This window comes from Rodentibacter caecimuris, from assembly GCF_010587025.1.
GTDB lineage: Bacteria > Pseudomonadota > Gammaproteobacteria > Enterobacterales > Pasteurellaceae > Rodentibacter > Rodentibacter caecimuris.
Genome location: NZ_CP040863.1, coordinates 1,871,887 through 1,888,871 on the forward strand (window position 1 = coordinate 1,871,887; position 16,985 = coordinate 1,888,871).

Sequence of the window (16,985 nt, forward strand, 5' to 3'; positions counted from 1 at the left end):
TCGGTATGATTTAGCAGTTGCACAAACTTAAATTTTATCTCATTGGTAGTGATGCCATGCCGGTGTTCGCCATACAACCTTTTAAAATCATTTAATTTTTACGGACGCCAGCGTGGCGTCCCTACATTTTCTTTAAATTGTGTATTTGTGACATATACCATTGATTTTCGATATGATGTCGTGTTGTACAACACGGGCATGTTAATGTGAATAAGACGCCTTGTTTTGACCGCTTAGGGCTTGGAGTTTACGTAAAATAAAGCTTAATACTACGCCATAAGCCGGCACAAATAGCAAAATGCCAATAAATAGTTTGAATAAGTAATCCACAAACCCAAGCTGTATCCAATGCTCCGCCATGAAAGTGTCCGTGCTTTGATAAAATGCCACGCCGAAAAACACGAACGTGTCGGCAAGCGAGCCGAATAGCATCGAACTGCTTGGTGCGATCCACCATGTTTTAAGTTGTCGTAATCGGTTAAATACCGAAACATCCAATAATTGCCCCACCACATAAGCCAAAAAGCTGGCGAGTGCGATGCGGAAGACAAACAGATCAAAGTTGCCTAACGCCTCAATGCCCTGAAATTGAGAATCGGAAAACAGCACGGAGATGACATAACTCACGATTAGCGCCGGAATCATCACGATAAAAATAATCCAACGGGCTTCTTTTGCACCGAATACACGTACGGTTAAATCCGTAGCGAGGAAAATAAAGGGAAAAGTAAGCGTTCCCCAAGTGCTGTGAAAAGAAAAGTTTTCTGCGGCGCCAAGTGCGGTCAGTTTTAGAGTAATTTCAAAGGGAATTTGTACTAAATAATTGCTTGCCGCAATGATTAGAATATGGAAAAAACTTAACCAAATAAGAGCGGTGCGCTTTTGTTGCGCATTAAAAATAGAATGTTGGATTTTCATGTTATACCTTTTTAATTTAATGGAAAATCGGGGTGAGGGAACCCGAGTTAAAATAAGGACTCGAATCTTACTAAGATTTACCGGAATTGCAAGTAAAGATAGGAAAAGAGGGTATTCAATTTATAGATCTGTGTTAGCTGATAGTTGAGGTAATGTAATAGCAATAATCGAATTGATTGTTTTTTGTGCGTTTGCTACATAAAAGTGAAGAAACTTGTTCTCCTCCCTTTGTAAAAGCCTCAAAAAATAAGGCTAACTTTTTGGGTTAGCCTTCATATTGTCAATTATGGAGTGATTACCACTGATAACCTACGCCAACAGAGCCGCCAAGATCGCCACGGGTATTGGCATTACCTTGTAATTTCAAGATAAGTTTACCATTATCACTTGCACGGGAGTAGCCCACTGCAACTGCATTTTGACCTTTGAAAGTACCTGCGGATGCCGCTACCATTGATTTACCCGGAATGTAAACTTGTGGTAAGCCTGCTGCTGCATTCGCTCCCGCGATACCACCACGGAGATCTTTGTTCATCTTATTCATACGGTTGTTGATGTTGCCTACAGTGCCTTTCAACTGGCCGACATTGACTGCATCAGTACTTGCAGTACCGGCTGCAACATTTGTTACTTTTGTTGGTGAACCGTCTGCTTTAGACACTTTCACATCGCCGTTTGCATCCCCACCAATGATTGGACCTTTGTCCCCGCCAACCTGAACATTTTCAAATACAGGTTTTGCTGATGTCGCAATAGTAATATCTTTTCCGGAACGTGTAATCACAACATTTTTACCTGCATTGATATTTACCTTGCTACCAGGATTTACACGGGTAGGTGCTGTATCACCGATAACTTCACCACCAACACTGGCGGAGTTTAGCTCCCAACCGGAACCGTTAATTGCACTTGCAACATCTTCAACAGTTGCAAGAGGTTTCGAACCGTTTGCATTGTTAAATTCAGCTTTACCGGTTGTCGTATTTGCGTACACATTACCGGCTGCGTTATTTGCCATCTGAGTTGCATCAACTCTCACCGTGATATTGCGTGTACCGTTAGCATCTGTTGAGCCCGTTACTGTAACAGCACCATCACCACTGAATTTCACATGATTTGCATTTTTCACCGTATCAATGTAGCCGTTACCGCTTGTTTCAACAACCCACCCCATGTTTTGTAGGTCACGCACTGTTGCTGCTGAATCCGGTGTTGTTGCATTAGTTAAGTCAACTAATGTTTTATTTTCAACCGGTGTTGATGCATTACCATCCGGGTTAGTTACAACATTTGTCGTATTCAGTGTAGAGCCTACGCCTGTGATTTGCGTTGGTTTACCGTCTGTTGTGATATTCAGCGCATTTTCAGGCTGTTCTGCATTGTTAGTTGCAGGTGTCGCTTTATCTGCATTGAAATCTACTTTCGGTGCTGTTGGGTTCGATACATTACCTACAGTTAATGTCGTTGCATTTGCGTGGTTCACCGTAATGTTGTTATCTAACGCATAAGTGAATGTGCCGTTCTCTTGTTTCACACGAAGGTTTTTACCCGCATTGAATGTGATAGTATCACCAGCTTTCACTTTATAGTTATCTTTACCGACTTGATCGACAAAGTCTGTATCATCTCTGCCAATCGTTGCGTTAAATGACGCATTGTTCACTAAGTTTGCCACTTCACTTGCGTTTAATAACAAGTCAGGTTGTGCAACTTTCACCGTACCATTGTCATTTACCGAACCAGTTGTGGTGTTCACTTTCACACCTTCCGGTGTTACCGCAATTGTGTTATCCGCCGATTTGATGTCATAAGTTACATTGAAGGTATCTGGTTGACCATTTTCACCTTTTGTAACCGTTACATTAGCTTTCGTACCATTGCCATTAACGTAGTTAACCGTATCACCTGGATTTACTAGTGCTTTCTCACCTGCAGTCGTATTCATGAACCAACCTGTGTTATTCACCGTATTGGCTACATCTTCCACTGTTGCAAGTGGTTTAGTATTGTTATGGTTATCAAACTCCGCTTTACCGGTTGTATTGTTCGCAGACACATTACCTGCCGCATTATTCGCTACTGCGGTCGCATTCACATTAAATGAGATATTCGCGCCACCTTTGTCATTCGCAACAACCGTTGATGTGATCGTATTAGAATCTACAAAGTTGACTTGCTCATCAGGTGAAATACGTTCAACCACAGCACCACTTGCATTACCTAGTTTCCAACCCGCATTCACATAATCGTTTAATTGCTCAAACGCTGCCGTGATGTTGGTCGCCGGTGTTGCTGGTACTGTATAGTTCTCACTAGGTGCTAAACCCGTGGTATTTAATGTACGCTCAAATCCTTCAACTTTACCTGTTGTTGTATTAAATGTTGTATTACCGCCGAAGATGTTTGTAATTGAATCACCCAGTCTATACAACTGGCTACCATTTACCGCATCAGAACTATCTTTAGAAATAGTACCATTTGCGACACCTGTAATCTTATCGCCATTCACATCTAAGCCGTCAGGACCTGATGTGATATTCGTTGAGTGATTTGAATCAGAGACATTACCTACCGTTAATGTTGTCGTGTTTGTATGAGTAAACGTTACATTATCCGTGGTCGAAATATTAAAGGTTGCGTTATTTTGTTCAATCTTAATATTTTTACCTGCGTTGTAAGTCACTGTATCGCCAGCTTTGATTGGTTGTGAACCTGTACTGCTGAACTCACCATTTGTACCCGTTATATTACCTGCAGCCGCATTCCAGTGTACGTTATTGATAGTATCAACAATATCACCTACGGTTGCAATTTTATTACTGTTATCAACTGGGTTACCCGCTTCTACAGTGGTTGCATTTGCTCTACCGTCAGTTACGGTTGAGTTACCCGTTACTTGATTAACAATGTTAGTGGCATTTGCAACTAATTTACCGTCAACCACTTTAATGGTGTTGTCGTCTACGTTCACATTGTACGTCACGTTGCTTACCGTACCGTTTTCGTTAGTCTCAACAAGCGCTGTAGTCGCTGTACCATTCACAAAGTTTACTGAGTCATACGGTTTCACAAAATCACGCGCTTGACCATTATTTTGTAAGTTCCAACCTGAATTCAGGATATCGCCTACTGTCGCGGCGTTCGTAATATTCAAGGTTGACGGTAACGTTTGTGATTTAGTGATCTCATCACCAACTTTGTACTCATCATTGTTATTCGTGTTCGGTAAATTAGGGTTTAAACCACTAATCGTGCCGTTAGTAATAGTAGTGTTACCCACAGTGATATTACCTACGTCAATATCTCTAGATAAGCCAAACGCAATCGTTTTGCCTGTTTGGTTAACCACTAAGTTTTTACCCGCAACAAAATCAAGCGTATCACCCGCTTTTACCGTCGTTGTGCCGTTAGTCGCTTCAATTTGCTCATCTTTGTTCGTTGCATTCACTGTGTAGAATACGTTATTCACTAAGTTAGTGATTGTGGTTGCATTTAACGTATCACCACCTTTCGTTGCATCCGGTAATTCTGCTTTACCTGTTGTGGTATTTGCAACTGCGTTGGTCGTATTCACATCGTAAGTCACATTAAAGACATCCGGATTACCTCTTTCACCTTTAGTTACTGTGACATTTGCTTTTGTGCCATTACCATCAACATAGTTAAGCGTATCGCCCGGGTTCACTAATGCGTCTGGGACATCTTGACCGTCTTTATCTTTTGCGTTTGTTTTCCAACCGCTATCGTTGATTGCACTTGCAACATCTTCTACTTTTGCAATAGTACCGTTAGTAGTATTGGATGCAACTTTACCAGTGATGCTGTTTGCGCTGATATCACCCGTTTTCACACTCACTGTGCCGTTGTTAGCTTCTGTAGTTGTGTTATCGCCGTTAATGATATTGCTTACATTCGCTTTTAATCGACCGTTCTCATCTAATACGATAGTTGCGTTATCGTATTTTGCTGTTACGGTAATCTTGCGAACATCGCCGCCATTCCAACCGATTACAGTAATCGCATCGCCACCTACAAAGTCAACTTCATTTGCATTTTTCACGGTGTTGGTGTAGTTGTTGTCAGACGCTTTCACCACCCAACCTAAATTGGTTAAGTCACGTACTGTTGCCGCTGAATTGAGAGTATTATCCGGTAAGTTAGTGAGACCCACTAACTTGTCGTTACCTTCCGTTCCCGCTAGAGTAATGTTGAATACTACATCTTTCTTATCACCTGTATTGGTTGGTACATCACCCACATTCAATACTGACCCCACACCGGTAATTTGAGTCGGTTTGCCCGCCGTCGTGATATTCAACGCATTTTCAGGCGCAGTCGCATTCGGATTCACATTTGCCGGCGTTGCTTTCTCCGAATTGAAATCTACTTTCGGTGCATTAGAGTCAGAAACATTACCTACCGTCAACGTTGTAGCATTTGCTTGGTTCACTGTGATGTTTTCACTTAAACCGTAAGTGATATTATGACCATCTTGGTTAATCTCTAGGTTTTTACCCGCTTTATAGGTAACTGTATCACCTGCTTTCACTGGTTTAGTATTGTGCCCGCCGCTTGTGACTTGATCATTATTTTTCACTGTTGTCACGTTAAATGACGCATTGTTCACCAAGTTCGCTACTTCACTTGCGTTTAATAACAAGTTAGGTTTCTCAACTTTCACCGTACCATTGTCATTTACCGAACCAGTTGTGGTGTTCACTTTCACACCTTCCGGTGTTACCGCAATTGTCTCATCCGCCGGTTTGATGTCGTAGCTTACGTTTACCGTATCTTTGCCATCTTGACCTTGCATCACAGTTACATTCGCTTTCGTACCATTACCGTTTACGTAGTTTACTTGGTCACCCGGATTGATGAGTTGGTCTGTAGGGTTGTTAACTTCATTTCCGTCTTTATCAAATACTTTTGTTGGGGTAGTTTTCCAACCGCTGCCATTGATTGCGCCTGCAACATCTTCTACTTTCGCAATTGTACCGTTAGCAGTATTGGACTCAGCTTTACCTGTGGTGGTGTTTGCTGTGACATCACCGGTTTTCACACTTACTGTGCCGTTGTTAGCTTCTGTTGTTGTGTTATCGCCGTTAATGATGTTGCTTACATTCGCTTTTAATCGACCCTTCTCATCTAACACGATGGTTGCGTTATCGTATTTCGCTGTTACGGTAATTTTGCGAATATCTCCATCATTTGAGCCACTTACTGTAATTGCATCGCCACCCACAAAGTCAACTTTGTTCGCATTTTTCACGGTGTTGGTGTAGTTGTTGTCAGACGCATTCACCACCCAACCTAAATTAGCTAAGTCACGTACTGTTGCCGCTGAATTGAGAGTATTATCCGGTAGGTTAGTAAGATTAACTAACTTGTCGTTACCTGTTGTACCAGCTTTCGTAACATTACCTGACACATCTTTCTCATCACCTGTATTGGTTGGTACATCACCCACATTCAATACTGACCCCACACCGGTAATTTGAGTCGGTTTGCCCGCCGTCGTGATATTCAACGCATTTTCAGGCGCAGTCGCATTCGGATTCACATTTGCCGGCGTTGCTTTCTCCGAATTGAAATCTACTTTCGGTGCATTAGAGTCAGAAACATTACCTACCGTCAACGTTGTAGCATTTGCTTGGTTCACTGTGATGTTTTCACTTAAACCGTAAGTGATATTATGACCATCTTGGTTAATCTCTAGGTTTTTACCCGCTTTATAGGTAACTGTATCACCTGCTTTCACTGGTTTAGTATTGTGCCCGCCGCTTGTGACTTGATCATTATTTTTCACTGTTGTCACGTTAAATGACGCATTGTTCACCAAGTTCGCTACTTCACTTGCGTTTAATAACAAGTTAGGTTTCTCAACTTTCACCGTACCATTGTCATTTATCGAACCAGTTGTGGTGTTCACTTTCACACCTTCCGGTGTTACCGCAATTGTCTCATCCGCCGGTTTGATGTCGTAGCTTACGTTTACCGTATCTTTGCCATCTTGACCTTGCATCACAGTTACATTCGCTTTCGTACCATTACCGTTTACGTAGTTTACTTGGTCACCCGGATTGATGAGTTGGTCTGTAGGGTTGTTAACTTCATTTCCGTCTTTATCAAATACTTTTGTTGGGGTAGTTTTCCAACCGCTGCCATTGATTGCGCCTGCAACATCTTCTACTTTCGCAATTGTACCGTTAGCAGTATTGGACTCAGCTTTACCTGTGGTGGTGTTTGCTGTGACATCACCGGTTTTCACACTTACTGTGCCGTTGTTGGCTTCTGTCGTTGTGTTATCGCCGTTAATGACATTGCTTAGATTCGCTTTTAAGTTACCGTTCTCATCTAATACGATGGTTGCGTTATCGTATTTCACGTTAAACGTGATATTCGACGTTTTACCATCTGTACCAATCACAACATCTGTCGCCGTACCGTTAGCAAAATTCACTGTATCATACGCTGCAACGAAGTCTTTCGCTTCACCATTACCTTGTAGGTTCCAGCCTGCGTTTAAAACATCTTTTACTGTTGCTGCTTCGTTACCTTTGTTAGTAATATCAGTTGGTGCAGTTTGTTCATTTTTATTGTCACTACTTGGGTTAGCTACTTTACTTGTATCCGGTAAATGGCTGGTTAAGTTAGATAATGTATTTGAATCCAATGAACTAATTGTAATTGAACCATCGCTGTTAGTCGTAAGGTTAATATTATTACCGGCTGTATAAACCGGGCTTGAAATATTTACTAACGTTTTATTATCAGCTGTCTTGCTCACATTAACTGTGGTTGCACCACTACCTATAAAATCAACACGATCCCCAAAGCGAACATTATTTACACCATTGCCCGAGTGATCTGTTTGATCACCTATCGTCCAGCTCCCTGTTGCCAAAACGTGATATAACTGGCTGCCGTTAATAGCATCAGTTGAATTTTCAGTAATACGACCCGCAGCAACATTTTGAACTTGTCGTTCTCCCCCATTCTTACCCACAGAGACGACATAGTTAGTATCATTATTCACACCTGCAAAGCCACTGTAATTTATCCCATTTACACTGGCACTATTTGTTGGTGTCGCTGCGGACGTTATTGCATCAGCACCAAGTGCTACAGAGTCAGCCAAGGTAGCATTTGCACGAGCCCCTAGAGCTGTAGCATTTGCTGCTCCTGATATAGTAGCTCCCACACCAAGAGCGGTTCCGTCTTTACTGTTTTCTACTTTCGAATTACGACCACCAGAAAATCCACCTTCACTATTTAGAACGTTTGCACCAGGTCCAACCGCTGTCGCTGAAACGGAGCCATTAACTACAGCAAATGTACCTAAAGCCACACCGGATCGACTGCTATCTACCTTAGCATTACGTCCTAAAGCTGTTGCCTGTTGTGAACCTAAAATATTCGTATATGGACCAACTGTGACACCGAATTCGCTATTATCTACATTAGCATTACGTCCCACTGCAACAGAATTGTTACTAACATTTGCTTTTGCATATGTACCAACGACCGTAGAAGCAACACTATCTAAAGCTTTGGCATTACGTCCCACTGCAATCGCCTGTTCTGAGCGATTTATTTCAGACCAAGGACCTACATTAGTAGCAAGTTGAGAATTATCAACTTTCCCATGAGGACCAATATTTATTGCACCATAACTCTGATTAGTAATCGTATTTGTACCAACACTTGAACTATAACCACTATTTGTTACATTTACACCATAAGATCCAATGGCACTTGCATAATCACTGTTAGTTACATTACCGCGATTCCCCACCAAAATACCACGAGCACTCGCATTTACATTACTACGCGAACCGACCTGAACACCTTGCTCTGATTTCGTCACATTAGATTGAGAACCAATAACATAACCTTCTAAACTTGCATTATCAACTTTTGAGAAACGCCCTAATGCAACAGATTGCATTGAGCCAGCTTCTGAACTTTGACCTATCGAGATACTATAACGCCCAGTTGGTCTCGCAACCCACTCGCCACTATACTCAAGTCTGGTTACCTCTGTGTTATAGCTTTTTGATAACGATCCTCCTATAGGGACATAGTCTAATAATGCACCGGTTTTACTATCGTAAATATAGAGCGGCTTAGTTGCATTAGTTACATTAACCTCTTTATCCTTACCCTCACCAATGAACTTTACTTGCCCTGGTGCAATCCCTATTGAATATTCCCCCATCGGGTTACCAAATGGATCGGTTTGCACCACGATTTCCGGTGCTTTTGTGCCTGCTGAGTTAGACCCCCATATCACAGCATCACCAGATATTGCAGCCTGAGCCGTACTCCCTAATAACGTTGCACCTGCTGTTGTCAAAGAAATAGCTAAAAGGGAAATTTTTTTTCCGGAAGAGGATTTTGATTTTCCCTTAGCCTTGCTTAATTCAGACACTGCTACCCAAGATTGCGTAGCGTGATTCCAAATGACTCGGAAAATTTTATTCATAAATGTTCACCTATTTTAATTTAATATTGTAATTTTTCTTTACTTTGGAAAGTAATTTATATGTGACTTTCTCACGTTGTGGCGTATTATCGTAAGGAATTCCGACTTTGGGTGTTGTCGTAAAGGTAGCACCTGATACTGACTTAAAGTTAATGATATTTTTCACTCAACTTTCCATTGTATAGTAATTCGGTTGATTTTTAGAGGCTCTCACTAAAGACTCTCAAGAAACTTGGGAACACCATATCTGTTCACGACTTCCTTAGATAAGCTACCACACATTTTTTCATGCCGTTACTTGCTTTGTCAGTCTTAAGCTAAACTCACAAATGCAGTGAGAATAAAAATCATTGGTGCAAGAAAATACACCCGTTGAAGGTATTACTCCTAAAAGTGTCAATAAAATGTGTTTTTCATCAGGCACTCCTTTTGATTTTGGCACTAATAGCAAATATAATACAAAACAGGATTGACATAATGTAGCCACTACAATAGCTATTGCCTACACTGTCAGTGGGTATTTCTTCAACAGCAAATAAAGAAAATGAGTGTAAACGAAAAGATTCGGAAAATCCGAGAAGCAAGGGGATGGTCTCAAGAGCAAATGGCGGAAAAACTGAATATGTCGCTAAATGGTTATGCGAAAATTGAGCGTGGAGAGAGTAAAATCTATTTGTATAAGCTTGAACAAATCGCCCATGTGTTTGATATTGATGTAGTAGAGCTGATGCAGTCTGATGGTAAAAATATTTGTTTTCAGATAAACGAAAATTCATATTTGAGTACGAATTATTACGGTGATAATGAAGCTTTAATGATTGAGAATGAGAGGCTAAAGTTATCGTTATCGTACAATCAACAGCTATTAGAGCAGAAGGATAATGAGATCCAACTTCTTAAAGAGATGGTTTCTCTATTAAAACAAGATAAACAATCATAATTTGATCTTCTACAGATAAATTGATTAAAACAGTCTTTAAGAGTGTTATTAGAATAAAATATGAGTGTTTTCTTTATTTTGTTTAGATTGAATTTGATGTTCATATTCTAAATGGAAAGCACTCACTGTTGTTATAACTTGTCATCTCTAGTTTGTCTTCTGCCTATCATTCCTACTCGGACCGTTTTAAATGCCGCTTCGATGTATCAGATATTCCCCTTTTCTTAATCTTGTAATGCAGATTTTTCTTTTTATTCAATTATTCCTTGATTATATAGTTTACGAAAACGATAGAACTTCCTTAAACAGCTCTAATATTTTCGAAATAAGGTAGGTTTCGACATACATAATAAAATTTTCTACTAAATAGTTAATTCAATGGAGATTGTAGCGTTTCCAAGTTATTAGACCTTTGTGCAACTACTACATAATAACGTGGAAGTGTCAAAATACGATAAAAAATGACCGCACTCTTATTTTGATATAGACATTCCCAATTATACTAATTTATAGCTTTATTTACGAAATTTCGGCAGAATGTAGCAAATTTTTATATTCGGAAAAAGGATGAAACGATGACTAAACATTATGACTATATTGCTATTGGTGGCGGCAGTGGCGGTATTGCTTCAATTAATCGTGCGGCGAGCTATGGTAAAAAATGTGCGATTATTGAAGCAAAATATTTAGGCGGAACCTGTGTAAATGTAGGCTGCGTGCCGAAGAAAGTGATGTTTTATGGCGCACAGATCGCAGAAGCCATTAACCACTATGCACCGGATTATGGTTTTGATGTGAATGTGAAAAAATTTGATTTCGAGAAACTTATTGAAAGCCGCCAAGCCTATATCAGTCGTATTCACACTTCTTACAATAACGTGTTAGCTAAAAATAACGTTGATGTGATTAACGGATTCGGTAAGTTTGTTGATGCGCATACCATTGAAATAACTTTTGCAGATGGTTCAACCGAGCGTGTAACGGCAGATCATATCTTAATTGCGACAGGGGGCAGACCGTTCCGCCCTCATTCGGTAAAAGGGCAAGAATATGGTATTGATTCGGACGGTTTCTTTGCATTAAAGGCATTACCGAAACGCGTGGCAATTATTGGGGCTGGCTATATTGCCGTGGAGATTGCCGGAGTATTGAATAGTCTTGGCTCGGAAACTCATTTGGTGGTACGTCGTCATGCCCCAATGCGTAATCAAGATCCGTTAATTGTAGAAACCTTACTTGAGGTGTTGGAACAGGATGGTATCGCGTTGCATAAACATACAACGGTTCAGGAAATCATTAAAAATGCAGATGATTCTCTCACGGTAAAATTTGATCATGAACGGAGCCTAACGGTAGATTGTGTTATTTGGGCGGCAGGTCGTGAACCGGCAACGGATAAAATCGGTTTAGAGCATGCTGGTGTAGAAACGAACGAACGTGGTTATGTTAAAGTCGATAAATATCAAAATACCAATGTGAAAGGCATTTATGCGGTAGGCGATATCATTGAGGGCGGCATTGAATTAACGCCGGTGGCGGTGGCGGCAGGTCGCCGTTTATCCGAGCGTTTATTCAATAACAAACCTAACGAGCACTTAGATTATAATCTTGTGCCGACCGTGGTATTTAGTCATCCGCCGATTGGCACGATTGGCTTAACCGAACCGCAAGCCATTGAACAATATGGCGAAGGAAATGTAAAAGTGTATAAATCTTCCTTTACGGCGATGTACACCGCTGTTACTCAGCATCGCCAACCTTGTCGAATGAAATTAGTCTGCGTGGGCAAAGATGAAAAAATAGTCGGCTTGCACGGAATCGGCTATGGTGTGGATGAAATGATTCAAGGTTTTGCAGTCGCAATCAAAATGGGTGCAACAAAAGCAGATTTTGATAATACGGTGGCGATTCATCCGACCGGTTCGGAAGAATTTGTTACAATGCGTTAATTTTTTCGAGAATAATAAAAAAGTGCGGTTAATTTTAACCGCACTTTTGTTTTTTGATGAATGAAACCGATTGACGTAAATCCAACGGAATCATAGTGTGCCGTCATCTACTGCTTCTTTCGCTACGCCGATAATTTCCGCCACTTTATCCCCTTCTTTGAACAAGACGAAACCGCCGTTTTCCATTTTTGTCCAAGATTCATCCTTTGTGAGTGGGAAGGTTGTAATAATGGTAACTTTATCGCCGGCTTTGGCATAGTCGTTAAAATCAATAACACCGTCATCATCAATACGGCAGGCTTTACCGAAAGGTGCTTTTCGCGTGAGATAATGTAAATTGGTTGCGCAGTGGGCGATCATCCATTCTCCGTTAGAGAGGATAAAGTTGAATGTGCCGTGTGTTGCCAGTTTTTTGGTAATATCTTGAATCGCCTCAAAAATTTGCATATCCGTCGGTTTTTTACGAAAACGATTTTTTAAATATTCAGCCATGTAACAAAACGCGGCTTCAGAATCGGTTGAACCTATCGGTTGGCAGAAACTATCGGACATATCCGGTAGATCTTTTAAATTACCATTATGGGCAAACACCCAATTTTCCCCCCAAATTTCGCGAATAAAAGGATGGGTATTTTCAATATTTATCTCGCCCTGTGTGGCTTTACGAATGTGTGCAATCACATTGAGTGATTTTATTTGATATTGTTTTACACAATCGGCGATTGGGGAATGGGAGGCGGGACGATTATCTCGAAAAACCCGTACTCCTCGCCCTTCAAAAAAAGCGATACCGAAACCGTCGGAATGACATCCTGTTAAGCCTGCACGACGACGAAAACCTTCAAAAGAAAACACGATATCTGTTGGCGTGTTACAGTTCATGCCAAGTAATTGACACATAAAACCCTTCTAAAAATGACTAAATGAATAACCCTATAAGAGGTGTAGATTTAACACCATTATAGGGTTGATTTCAAGAGAGATAAGCGGGGATTTTTAGACAAAAAATCACATAAAATAGCGTAAAGCTATTTATATAATTTATGATACATTTTTCTGAGTTCCGGTAGCTCGTAGAGCTTTTCTTTCGCTTCATTTAATTTATTCTGTTTCGCTAATTCCGATGCTTGCGTGGCAATATCAATGACTTTCTGTAAACCTTGTTGGTAGCCTGAAAATTGTGAGGTATCGCCGTTCCATTTCGGCGGCAGGGTCGCTTTGGATTTTTCTGCTGCATCAATAAATTTTGTCATGCTGTTTTGAAATTCTTCAACGGAGTCGGCACGATTAGCAAAATTTAAACGTTGCGCCATAATAATCATTTCATCACGAAGATTAATGGCGTCTGTTGATGAAGCAAAAGTAGAAATGGCAGTGATGGCAACGGCAATAAAAGTAAAAAGTTTTTTCATAGTATGTTCCAATTTTGTTCCTATATAGAATTGATTATGCTATTTAAAAATCAATATGATAAATAGCGGGACAGATTTTATCCTATCAGTAAAAATGCGGTCAAATTTAACCGCACTTTTCCTTTTATTTTGTCAATGCTTTCCGCAAATGCCCTTTTTCTTTCTCTAATAATGCTTGGGAAGTATTTTTATCCAAGCCGCTTAAAATCATCATAATAGCCAATTTTGCGTTTTGTTCGGCAAGAATAAGATTTTTTTCTGCGGTAGTTTCATCACAATCGGTCGCCAGCATAACAATGCGAATAGCGCGTGCTTTAAGTTTTTCATTGCTGACTTGTACATCCACCATTAAATTTTCATAGCACTTACCGAGCAAAATCATTGATGCCGTCGTCAGCATATTTAGTACTAATTTTTGTGCCGTACCTGATTTTAAACGGCTGGAGCCTGTTAAGATTTCTGCACCGACAACGGTATCAATGGCAATATCGGCGATTTGAGCCATTGCCGAATGCGGGTTGCTGGCGATAGAGATGGTTACGGCACATTGTTGTTTGGCATAATGTAATGCGCCTAAAACATAAGGCGTACGCCCACTGGCGGCAATGCCGACCAAAACATCGTTAGCTGAAAATTTGATTGTGCGTAAATCGTCGATTGCCGCAGTTTGGCTATCTTCAGCGCCTTCTACAGGATGGCGAATAGCAAGCTCTCCGCCTGCAATAATCCCTTTCACCATTTCACCGCTTACACCAAAAGTAGGCGGACATTCAGAGGCATCGAGAACGCCTAAACGTCCGCTTGTGCCGGCGCCTATATATATCAATCTCCCCCCTTGCTGAAATGCCTTTACAATGACTTCTACCGCTTGGGCAATTTGGGGTAATACCCGTTCAATAGCAAGGGGGATTTGACGATCCTCTTGGTTCATGAGGGTGACGATTTCTAGGGCAGAAAGCTGATCGATATTCATCGAACGGGGATTACGTTGTTCGGTGATTAGGGTTGAAAGCGTTTGAAGAAGTTGTTCGTTCATACTTGTTCCGATTTAAGTGGGTAGGGTGGAAACCATCGTATTATGTTATTGCAAATAATGTGGGATAAATCTCTCGTTTATGTATCGCGTGTGGTTTCTTTTTTACTTTTTCAAATTTGACCACGCAACCGCAAGCAGGATAATTGAACCGCCGATCAGCATTTTTACGCTAGGCGTTTCGCCAAACAACCACCATGCCAATGCAATGCTGTAAACAGGTTCAAGCGAGATAATCATTGAGGCAGTACGGGCGTTGATGGTGTCAAGGCTGGAAATAAACAGAGTATAAGCCACACTGGTGCATAAAAAACCGATACAGAAGATCCAAAACCAGTCTATTGCCGACACAGCGAATAATTTGTCGCCGGAGAAAGGCAGTAAGAAAATTGCCGCCGCTAAATATTGCCAAAAACTGGCTTGCAGACCTGAAAGTTTACTCATGCTTTTACGGTTTACCACGGCAAGTATGCCATAAGCAACCGCAGATAAAATGCCCCAGAGTAACCCTTGGGTATTTTCACTGCTGAAATTGAAATCCGGTGTTACCAAAATTAAACCGATGGTGATGGCTATCAGTAAGATAATATCTTTGGCGTATAATTTTTCTTTGAAAAAAACAGACTCAAATAGGGCGACAAAAGCGGGAAAACTGGCAAAACCCAGCGTGGCTAATGCTACGCCGCCTACTTTTACGGCGACAAAGAACGTAACCCAGTGGATAGCCAGTAACACTCCGGAGAGCATTAGTTGCCCAAATTGCCCTTTCGTTATTTTGGCAAGCGGTTGTTTTTGGTAAAGGAAATATAAAATTAAAATAGCGGAGGCAATTAAAACCCGTCCGAGTACGAGCGTGTCCGCCTCGCTTGTGGTTAATGCCCCAAAAATGCCGGACGCACCAAAAAGCACTGCCGTGCCATGTACTTTTAATAATGCTAAATTGTATTTGTTCATTGAGTTGTACATTGATCAGTGATGACGATATTAGATAAACAAAAAAGCGGCAGGTTATTCTGCCGTTTTTAGTTTCTCAATTTTCCTTTATTTTGTCTGTTCTCGGTTAAATTATGGTACAAAATAATGCGGGACGAAATGACTATCGTTGCCCGTCACTGCGGTGAAATCTTCACGTAATCCCATGCCGCACGCCACATCACCAATGACCCAAGAGCCGATAACAGGATACATACCATCAAAATTTGGCAGCTCAAATTTCTGTTGATAAATATAACCGGACGTATCATAGAACGCTGAGTGTTCGCTACCTTTAGCGGCAAATTCTACGCCATTATTTTTTTCATAATAGAATAGGTTAGCCCCTTCCCGACCAAGCAGTGGTTTTTTTACCCAAATGGCATTGCGATCGGTAATATCAAATTTGTTGAAATAAGCAGGCAGTAAATTCGGGTGATTAGGATAACGCTGCCATAATTTTGCGAGTAATGCTTTGTTACTTAATAACATTTTCCAAGCCGGCTCAATAAAATGCGTATTGGCTGTCGGGATATGTTGAGCAAACTCCGCCCCGCTTAACCATTCCAAAGGATAGAGTTTGAAAAGCATTTCAATCGGCGTGTCGTTTAAATCAACAAATTCTTTGCTGTCTTTGTTATAACCAATGTCTTCCACTGCAAGTTGGTGGATATGCCAGCCGGCATTATAAGCAACGTCTGCAAGGTAATCTAAATTGCCCCAGTCTTCTCGTCCGGCTTCTTGCATGGCACTGAAATAGAAATCGCTTTTTCCGCTCTGTTGTTTGAGAAAGCTGAAATGTTTGAGTAATTCTTCGTGGATCCAATTAAATTGGTCACGATGTTGTAACCCTTCAATTTGCTCCAGCCATTGCCATTGCACGACAGCGGCCTCTAATAAAGACGTCGGCGTATCGGCATTGTATTCAAACATTTTTAAATTTTCACCGTCATAACCAAAATCAAAACGTCCGTATAAATAGGGCGCTTGTTTATGCCATGAGTCTTCAATCAGCTGCTTTTGTAAATCGGTGAAACGATAATAGGCATAATCGCCTTGCTTGATTTCATCGGCAACAAAATTTAAACACATTGAGTGAAGTTCATTGGTGGTATCTTCAATACGATCGATCTCAGCCAAGGTAAATTCGTAGGCGACATTATCCGACCAATAGTGAGAACCGTCGCTGGAAGGTAAATTGTAATAATCAAACCCCACATCTAACAGTTGTTGCACCATATCAGGGCGGGTAGGAAAACCGTTTATGCGTTTCATC

At 41.0% G+C, this 16,985-nt stretch carries 10 protein-coding genes; 2 read left to right on the forward strand and 8 right to left on the reverse strand.

Translation table 11 applies throughout. The features are described 5' to 3' along the window. Window positions 1–201: 201 nt before the first annotated feature. The 3 genes from FEE42_RS09205 to FEE42_RS09215 all read right to left on the reverse strand — a co-directional run bounded on the left by FEE42_RS09205 (window position 202) and on the right by FEE42_RS09215 (window position 9,569). Window positions 202–918, reverse strand: coding sequence for a 7-cyano-7-deazaguanine/7-aminomethyl-7-deazaguanine transporter (locus FEE42_RS09205; RefSeq protein ID WP_135969427.1), 717 nt, complete (start codon window positions 916–918; stop codon window positions 202–204). A 295-nt stretch (window positions 919–1,213) separates the two neighbouring features. Continuing rightward, a complete protein-coding gene (locus tag FEE42_RS09210) occupies window positions 1,214–9,403 on the reverse strand; it encodes a YadA-like family protein (protein WP_164028304.1) in 8,190 nt (2,729 codons plus the stop codon). A 10-nt stretch (window positions 9,404–9,413) separates the two neighbouring features. Continuing rightward, complete coding sequence (locus FEE42_RS09215; RefSeq protein ID WP_164028306.1) at window positions 9,414–9,569, reverse strand: hypothetical protein; 156 nt, start codon at window positions 9,567–9,569, stop codon at window positions 9,414–9,416. A 378-nt stretch (window positions 9,570–9,947) separates the two neighbouring features. Here FEE42_RS09215 and FEE42_RS09220 point away from each other — a divergent pair, with 378 nt between their 5' ends. Both FEE42_RS09220 and gorA read left to right on the forward strand, forming a co-directional pair. Next, a complete protein-coding gene (locus FEE42_RS09220; RefSeq protein WP_059368407.1) occupies window positions 9,948–10,343 on the forward strand; it encodes a helix-turn-helix domain-containing protein in 396 nt (131 codons plus the stop codon). A gap of 575 nt (window positions 10,344–10,918) precedes the next feature. Then, window positions 10,919–12,292 carry a glutathione-disulfide reductase gene (gorA, locus tag FEE42_RS09225; RefSeq protein WP_059368402.1) on the forward strand — a complete coding sequence of 458 codons (1,374 nt, stop codon included), beginning with the start codon at window positions 10,919–10,921 and terminating at the stop codon, window positions 12,290–12,292. A gap of 90 nt (window positions 12,293–12,382) precedes the next feature. On the opposite strand, the gene FEE42_RS09230 is transcribed toward gorA, so the two are convergent. From FEE42_RS09230 to FEE42_RS09250, 5 genes are all read right to left on the reverse strand, one after another. Then, window positions 12,383–13,192 carry a class II glutamine amidotransferase gene (locus FEE42_RS09230; RefSeq protein WP_164028308.1) on the reverse strand — a complete coding sequence of 270 codons (810 nt, stop codon included), beginning with the start codon at window positions 13,190–13,192 and terminating at the stop codon, window positions 12,383–12,385. A 128-nt stretch (window positions 13,193–13,320) separates the two neighbouring features. Beyond that, a complete protein-coding gene (locus tag FEE42_RS09235) occupies window positions 13,321–13,704 on the reverse strand; it encodes a cytochrome b562 (RefSeq protein WP_164028309.1) in 384 nt (127 codons plus the stop codon). 124 nt (window positions 13,705–13,828) lie between these two features. Beyond that, entirely contained in the window at window positions 13,829–14,740 is a 912-nt protein-coding gene (gene murQ, locus FEE42_RS09240) for an N-acetylmuramic acid 6-phosphate etherase (protein WP_059368396.1), read from the reverse strand. Between the two features lie 102 nt (window positions 14,741–14,842). Then, complete coding sequence (locus FEE42_RS09245; RefSeq protein WP_059368395.1) at window positions 14,843–15,691, reverse strand: DMT family transporter; 849 nt, start codon at window positions 15,689–15,691, stop codon at window positions 14,843–14,845. A gap of 111 nt (window positions 15,692–15,802) precedes the next feature. Beyond that, window positions 15,803–16,984 (reverse strand): glutathionylspermidine synthase family protein, encoded by a 1,182-nt coding sequence (locus tag FEE42_RS09250; RefSeq protein WP_164028311.1) that lies wholly within the window; start codon window positions 16,982–16,984, stop codon window positions 15,803–15,805. Window position 16,985 lies beyond the last annotated feature (1 nt).